This window comes from Reyranella sp. (assembly GCF_004297405.1).
In the GTDB taxonomy this organism is placed as follows: domain Bacteria; phylum Pseudomonadota; class Alphaproteobacteria; order Reyranellales; family Reyranellaceae; genus Reyranella.
The window spans coordinates 1-5,342 of the sequence record NZ_SCVC01000009.1 but is presented as its reverse complement, the minus strand read 5'-3'; the positions used below and the strand labels follow the sequence as shown (position 1 = coordinate 5,342).

The window sequence follows — 5,342 nt, the reverse complement described above, 5'->3', positions numbered from 1 at the left end:
GTCGATCTCGTCGACAAGCCCAGAAAAATAGACTCGGGCGGCTAGCAAGCGGCCCCAGAATGCCGCGTCACCAGCCCCGTCCTTGGCGGTCGCCCGTGCGCTCGCCGAATAGGCGTGAGCCTGCAGATATTGCGATGACAGTGTCGAAAAAGGCGCCAGCGCATAGACCCGCAAAGGGTCATCTTCGATCGTCCAGAACCAGCTATTGAGGCCCACACATAAGCAGTCGACAAAGCGTGCAACGTCGAGTGGGCTCTCGAATTGGAAGCCATAGGAACTCCCTTCTCCATGCCAAACAACGTTGACGAATAGAATATTTCCGTTCTGCGCGGTACGCATGTCAGAATCGGTGTTGCCAACATAAATGACCTCGCGACTGGTCCAGCCCTTGTCCGCGAGAATATGGGTCGTTGCAGCGGTGAGCGGCTTGAAGGGCATGCCGTTCTGGCCGCCGATATAGTAGGAAACTGGTCCCAGCTGAGCCTCGAGCACCTCCTTGAATGACTTGGGCGGGGAACCGTCCTTGTAGGTTACCGTCCAAACTCTATTGCTGATGAAGACCGGTTCGACGTTGCGACTCTTCAGGTAGCGCAGGAGCTTAATCGTCTCGGTGAAGAGATCGGCGTCGATCGGGCCAGCCTTGGCGAGCACATCGTGCAAGGAGAAGATCGCTCCCTTGAGCATTCAATCATCCTCGCCAAAGAGCGAAAGCTGCTTCGTCGCCTCAGACGCCGTCTCGCCAATGCTATCGCGAACGAAGCGATCAAATGCGTCCTGCTCGCGCGGAACCGTAAACAGTGCGCCGGTCTCGAGGCCGAGCCCCGGCTCGAACTGGACACGGTCGTGCGGCCAGTAAGGAAGACGAAGGCATGCAATGGGCCGCTTCAGGGAGCTTGCAAAGCGCACCGTATGCGCTGTGCCACTGCGGCGCTTCCATTCGACCGGGATCAGGATGCACGCTAGGGCCGCCTGGAGTCGGTTACGTTGCACGAAATTGTCGCCGCTGTAGCTCGCCCGAGGAAGATATTCCGTGATGATGGCACCGCCGCCGGCGAGGATGCGCTCGCGCACGCCGCTCGAGCCCTTCGGATAGTCTTCGAGGATCCCGGTACCGAGGACGGCGATAGTCGGAACTCCCGAGCGGAGCGATTCCTCGTGAGCAAGCTGGTCGATGCCGGCGGCGAGCCCACTTACGGTAGGTACGCTCCAGTCGCTGAGACACGCGCCGACGTAGCGGGCGAGGAAGATGCCGTCGTCGCTCGGTTTGCGCGTGCCCACGATTGCGACCGACGGCTCGTTGAGACGGTCTACGGAGCCCTGGACGAAGAGCCAATGTGGCGGCCGAGTCAGCTCCAGCAGGCGTGCTGGAAACTCGCGATCCGAGCGTAGAATTAGCCTCACTTGAAGGTGCTCTAGCAGCTCGCGCATTTTCACCGCACGATCAGCCGCTTCTGCTCGGCGCTCGCGCCAACCTGATGGTTGATCGGACGGTCCTTCCGACAGAATTGCGCGGTAGCTGGAACCCTCTTCGGCCCACTCGAAAAGCGTCTTTGGGCCGATGCCGCGCATCGCCGAGAGCGTGAGGAATGCGTCTGTCTCGGTTCTTGGTGCTCGTGATGCCGACGAGCCGGACCGGTTGTTGCCGTCGCGCGCTTCGGGACCTGCCCTTGGCTGTGGCGTTTTCGCTTCGTCCATGGCTACAGCATATCGAAATCATCAGCCGGGAATACCCGCCGTGCGACGAACAGCCCGATGATCGGCACGCCGGGAAATCTGGCGCTCAACACGCTGTGCATCGCTCGAAAGTGGGTGCCCGCGGTCAGCACATCGTCGACGATTCCGATGCTTGTGGGCGTCCTCTGGGCAGCAGCTTCGTCGATCGCATAGGCCTCGATCAGTTGTTGCACCGTCACCCGATTGCCCTGTGCTACCTCATGCGAGGCGGCGGTAGACTGAGTCTGGTAGACCAGATTCCGAACATCAGGCTCGGGATTGCGCATCAGCCGGCAGATCCGCTCGATCCTATCGTCGTAGTCGGGATGATCACGTGCCTTGGAGCCAGGCGTCGGCACTAGCGTGGCGCTGTTCAGCCAGTTCGGATTGAGTGTCGCAGCGAGCGTTTGGGCGCAGCTCATGATCGCACGGCCCTTGTGGTAATAGCCGGCATTGCTGGACTGGCTGGGCTTCTTCTTGAGGTTGCTGATCAGACTGTTGGTCTGGCTGAACGAATAGTCGCGATGCGAGGTATATTCGAACAGATAGAAGCAAGTGTCCGCAGGCGTCAGATGAAAATGGTCACCGCGATTGCTGTCGTCGATCAGGGATAGGCGGACCGTCAACCAAGCGCGCTCCAGATGTCGTCGGGCGTCCTTACCCGAACCGCCCCTTCCGCCTCGAAGCGGGCAGGCCAAGTGATGTCCGACCGATTAAAGCACGAATCGAGGATGAACAGCTTGCGTCCTTGGTGCAGGGCGGCCCGCGCCTGCGTCAGCGTACCTGACGTGTCCCCCGCTTCGACAATGATCGTACCTTCGGTTAGCGCGCTCATCGTGACGTTCCGCTCGGGAAAGAACAGTCTGTTCTGAGGCGGCGCTTGCTTGCCATAGCGTAATACCGGCACCTGTGAGATGACGAGATGCTGGCGCGCGATCTCCTCCTGCAGCTCATAGTTCTCCTTGGGATAGCAAGCGCCGAGTGGCGTCCCAACGACGGCGATCGTTCGGCCTTTACGCTCGATTGCGGCGTTAAGGGCTGCGGTGTCGACACCTTTGGCAAGTCCAGACACGACCGTGAAATCGCGATCGACCAGTTCGCGAGCAAGCCGCTCAGCTCGGCGAACGCCGTCCTCGGAAGCCTCGCGGCTGCCCACCACTGCAACGCATCGCGTTTCGGTGATCTCCCAGGCACCCCGATAGTAGAGCAGTTCGACGGGATGGCGGGCATCGCGCAGCTTCATCGGGTAGTCGCCGGCATGATTGATGCGCACGCCAAACTGATGGACGCCCCCCTGCTTTAGCCGCTTCATGACTTCAGTTGCGCACTGGTCGGCGAGCTGGGGCGGCGTGAAGTCGGATGGCAACGCTGCAGGATCGGCAGCGAACTTGTTCGCAAGCGTCTTGAAGGTGGCGCCCTGCTCGAGCCAGAGCGCCTCATAGGCTCCAAGCTCCCGGCGCGGCGAAATAGGCGACAGCGCAGGCCCGGCGTCGTTCAGCGCCAACCGCATGCTCACGCGATGCCACCTTTTGCTGATTGTTGGGCCATTGGCGCCTCCTTTCCGCCGCATTGCCCGCGTGGGCGATAGAGATGTGAAGCCATCGCATCGATCATGGCAAGAAAAACGTCCCTTGGGTCACATAGCTGCAGCGAGGATGGGACTGCCTGCCAACGACCAGCAAGCAAAGCTTGTTCTCTTTTAGTTCTCATGTCAAATCATGTCACTTGTGATGTAGCACTTGCTGCCAGGGATCGACACACACAAGATGTTGACGTCTGCAGGCTGGACGCCACTAGTGCGTTCTTAATACGTTCGCGCGTCGAGAGCATTTAAAAATTTTCTGACTCTGGCTTGCCGGGTCCCCCTTCGGATTTCGATCACCCCTTGGGAGACCAGCAAGAGAGCGCACGGCTCTGCTGATCGCAACCTGCCGCCGTTGAATGAGGGAGCTCTGCCTTGAGACCTTTTCGCTTTATCCATACTGGCGATATCCATCTCGACAGCCCGCTCAAGGGGCTTTCCGGACAACAAGGCGCAGCAGCCGAACGGATTCGGACCGCAACGCGCATTGCGTTCGACAATCTTGTCAGTCAGGCAGTCGAGGACGAGGTCGACTTCGTCGTCATCGCCGGCGACCTCTATGACGGCGATTGGCGCGACTATCAGACCGGACTCTTCTTCGCAAAGCAGATGGGTCGACTTGCGCAAGCCAACATCCCGGTCTTCGTGCTTCACGGCAATCACGATGCAGAAAGCCAGATCACGCGCCGGCTTACCCTGCCCGCCAATGTTAGCGTGTTTTCGGCGCGCAAGGCAGAGACCTTCCAACTGCAGCATCTCAACGTTGCCGTTCACGGCCACAGCTTCCGCCAGCGGGACGTCACGGACAATTTGGTTCCCGCCTATCCGCCGCCGATTGCCGGTTGCTTCAACATCGGCGTCTTGCACACCGGGCTGGGCGGGATGCACGGGCACGCGAACTATGCACCATGCGCCATCGAGGATTTGGTCAACAAGGGATACGACTATTGGGCGCTCGGCCACGTGCACCGGGCCGCCATTCTCCACGAGCGGCCGCATGTTGTGTTCTGCGGCAACTTGCAGGGCCGGCACATTCGCGAATGCGGTCCGAAAGGCGCGTCGCTGGTTTCAGTCGAGGATGGCCAAGTCGAGGGGATCTCACCGCTTCACGTCGATTGCGTCCGCTGGATCCATTTGCCGGTCCCGGTGGATCTATGCAGGACGTCGGCTGACGCCATCGACCTCGTTCGTCAAGCGATCGCGGCTACCGCCGAGCGCGAAGCCGAAGGCCGTCTTCTCGCCTGCAGAATCGAGCTGACGGGGCGAACCGGGCTGCACGGCGAATTGCTCGCATCGACAGAACATGTCCTCGCCGAGGTAAGGGCCGCCGCATTGGGCTTGGGCGAGGAGATTGCATGGATCGAGCGGCTCGTCATTGCGACTGCTAGCCCTGAAGGCGCCGCCTCGCGCAAGGATGCGTTGGGCGATCTGCAGCGGATAATGGAAAGCGCTGGAGGCGACGCCGAGTTGCAGGCACGGCTTGCGTTGGATCTCGGGGATCTCGTCCGCAAACTGCCTCACGATGTCCGCGCGGAATCGGACGATGCCGTGCTGAAGGCGGCCATCGACGGCAACGTTGCAGGCTCGATCACTCATGCCGGTGCGTATCTCAGCGCACGTATCGCAGCAGAGAAGGCGTAATCACATGCGCATCCGACAGCTTGATCTCTTGCGATACGGCCACTTCACGGACGCCATCATCGCCTTGCCGGACAGCAAGCCGGACTTCCATATGCTGCTTGGTGAGAATGAAGCCGGAAAGTCGACGGCGATGGGCGGTGTCGAAGACTTGTTCTTCGGCATTCCATCGAACTCATCCCGCAATTTCCTTCACGAGTACAATGCCATGCGCGTGGGCGCGCTTCTGGAAAGGGGAAGCGATACTATCAAGGTACGCCGGCGCAAAGGTAACAAGGATACGTTGCTGGGCGATGATGACCTGCCCATGCCGTCGGGCGAGGGCGCGCTTGCGCCATTTCTCGCGGGCGCGGATCGCCGCTTCTATGCGCGGATGTTCAGTCTCGATCACGAGCGCCTGCGCCAGGGC

At 60.4% G+C, this 5,342-nt stretch carries 5 protein-coding genes and 1 pseudogene; 2 read left to right on the top strand and 4 right to left on the bottom strand.

Annotated elements, in window-relative coordinates; all coding sequences use genetic code 11:
* From EPO50_RS07820 to EPO50_RS07805, 4 genes and pseudogenes are all read right to left on the bottom strand, one after another.
* Nucleotides 1–684: pseudogene (locus tag EPO50_RS07820) on the bottom strand (HAD family hydrolase); the annotation flags it as partial.
* The gene (locus tag EPO50_RS07815) at nucleotides 685–1,569 is read right to left on the bottom strand and encodes a DNA-processing protein DprA (protein WP_296342669.1); all 885 of its coding nucleotides are present in this window, start codon (nucleotides 1,567–1,569) and stop codon (nucleotides 685–687) included. It abuts the pseudogene before it with no gap.
* A 128-nt stretch (nucleotides 1,570–1,697) separates the two neighbouring features.
* Nucleotides 1,698–2,339 (bottom strand): hypothetical protein, encoded by a 642-nt coding sequence (locus EPO50_RS07810; RefSeq protein WP_296342667.1) that lies wholly within the window; start codon nucleotides 2,337–2,339, stop codon nucleotides 1,698–1,700.
* Entirely contained in the window at nucleotides 2,336–3,223 is an 888-nt protein-coding gene (locus EPO50_RS07805; RefSeq protein ID WP_296342671.1) for a DNA-processing protein DprA, read from the bottom strand. Before EPO50_RS07805 ends, EPO50_RS07810 begins: the two co-directional genes overlap by 4 nt.
* A gap of 447 nt (nucleotides 3,224–3,670) precedes the next feature.
* Between EPO50_RS07805 and EPO50_RS07800 the strand changes: the two genes are divergently transcribed.
* Both EPO50_RS07800 and EPO50_RS07795 read left to right on the top strand, forming a co-directional pair.
* Complete coding sequence (locus EPO50_RS07800) at nucleotides 3,671–4,936, top strand: DNA repair exonuclease (RefSeq protein ID WP_296342665.1); 1,266 nt, start codon at nucleotides 3,671–3,673, stop codon at nucleotides 4,934–4,936.
* A 4-nt stretch (nucleotides 4,937–4,940) separates the two neighbouring features.
* Nucleotides 4,941–5,342: AAA family ATPase (locus tag EPO50_RS07795; RefSeq protein ID WP_296342662.1), on the top strand; the 402-nt coding region annotated here is incomplete at its 3' end.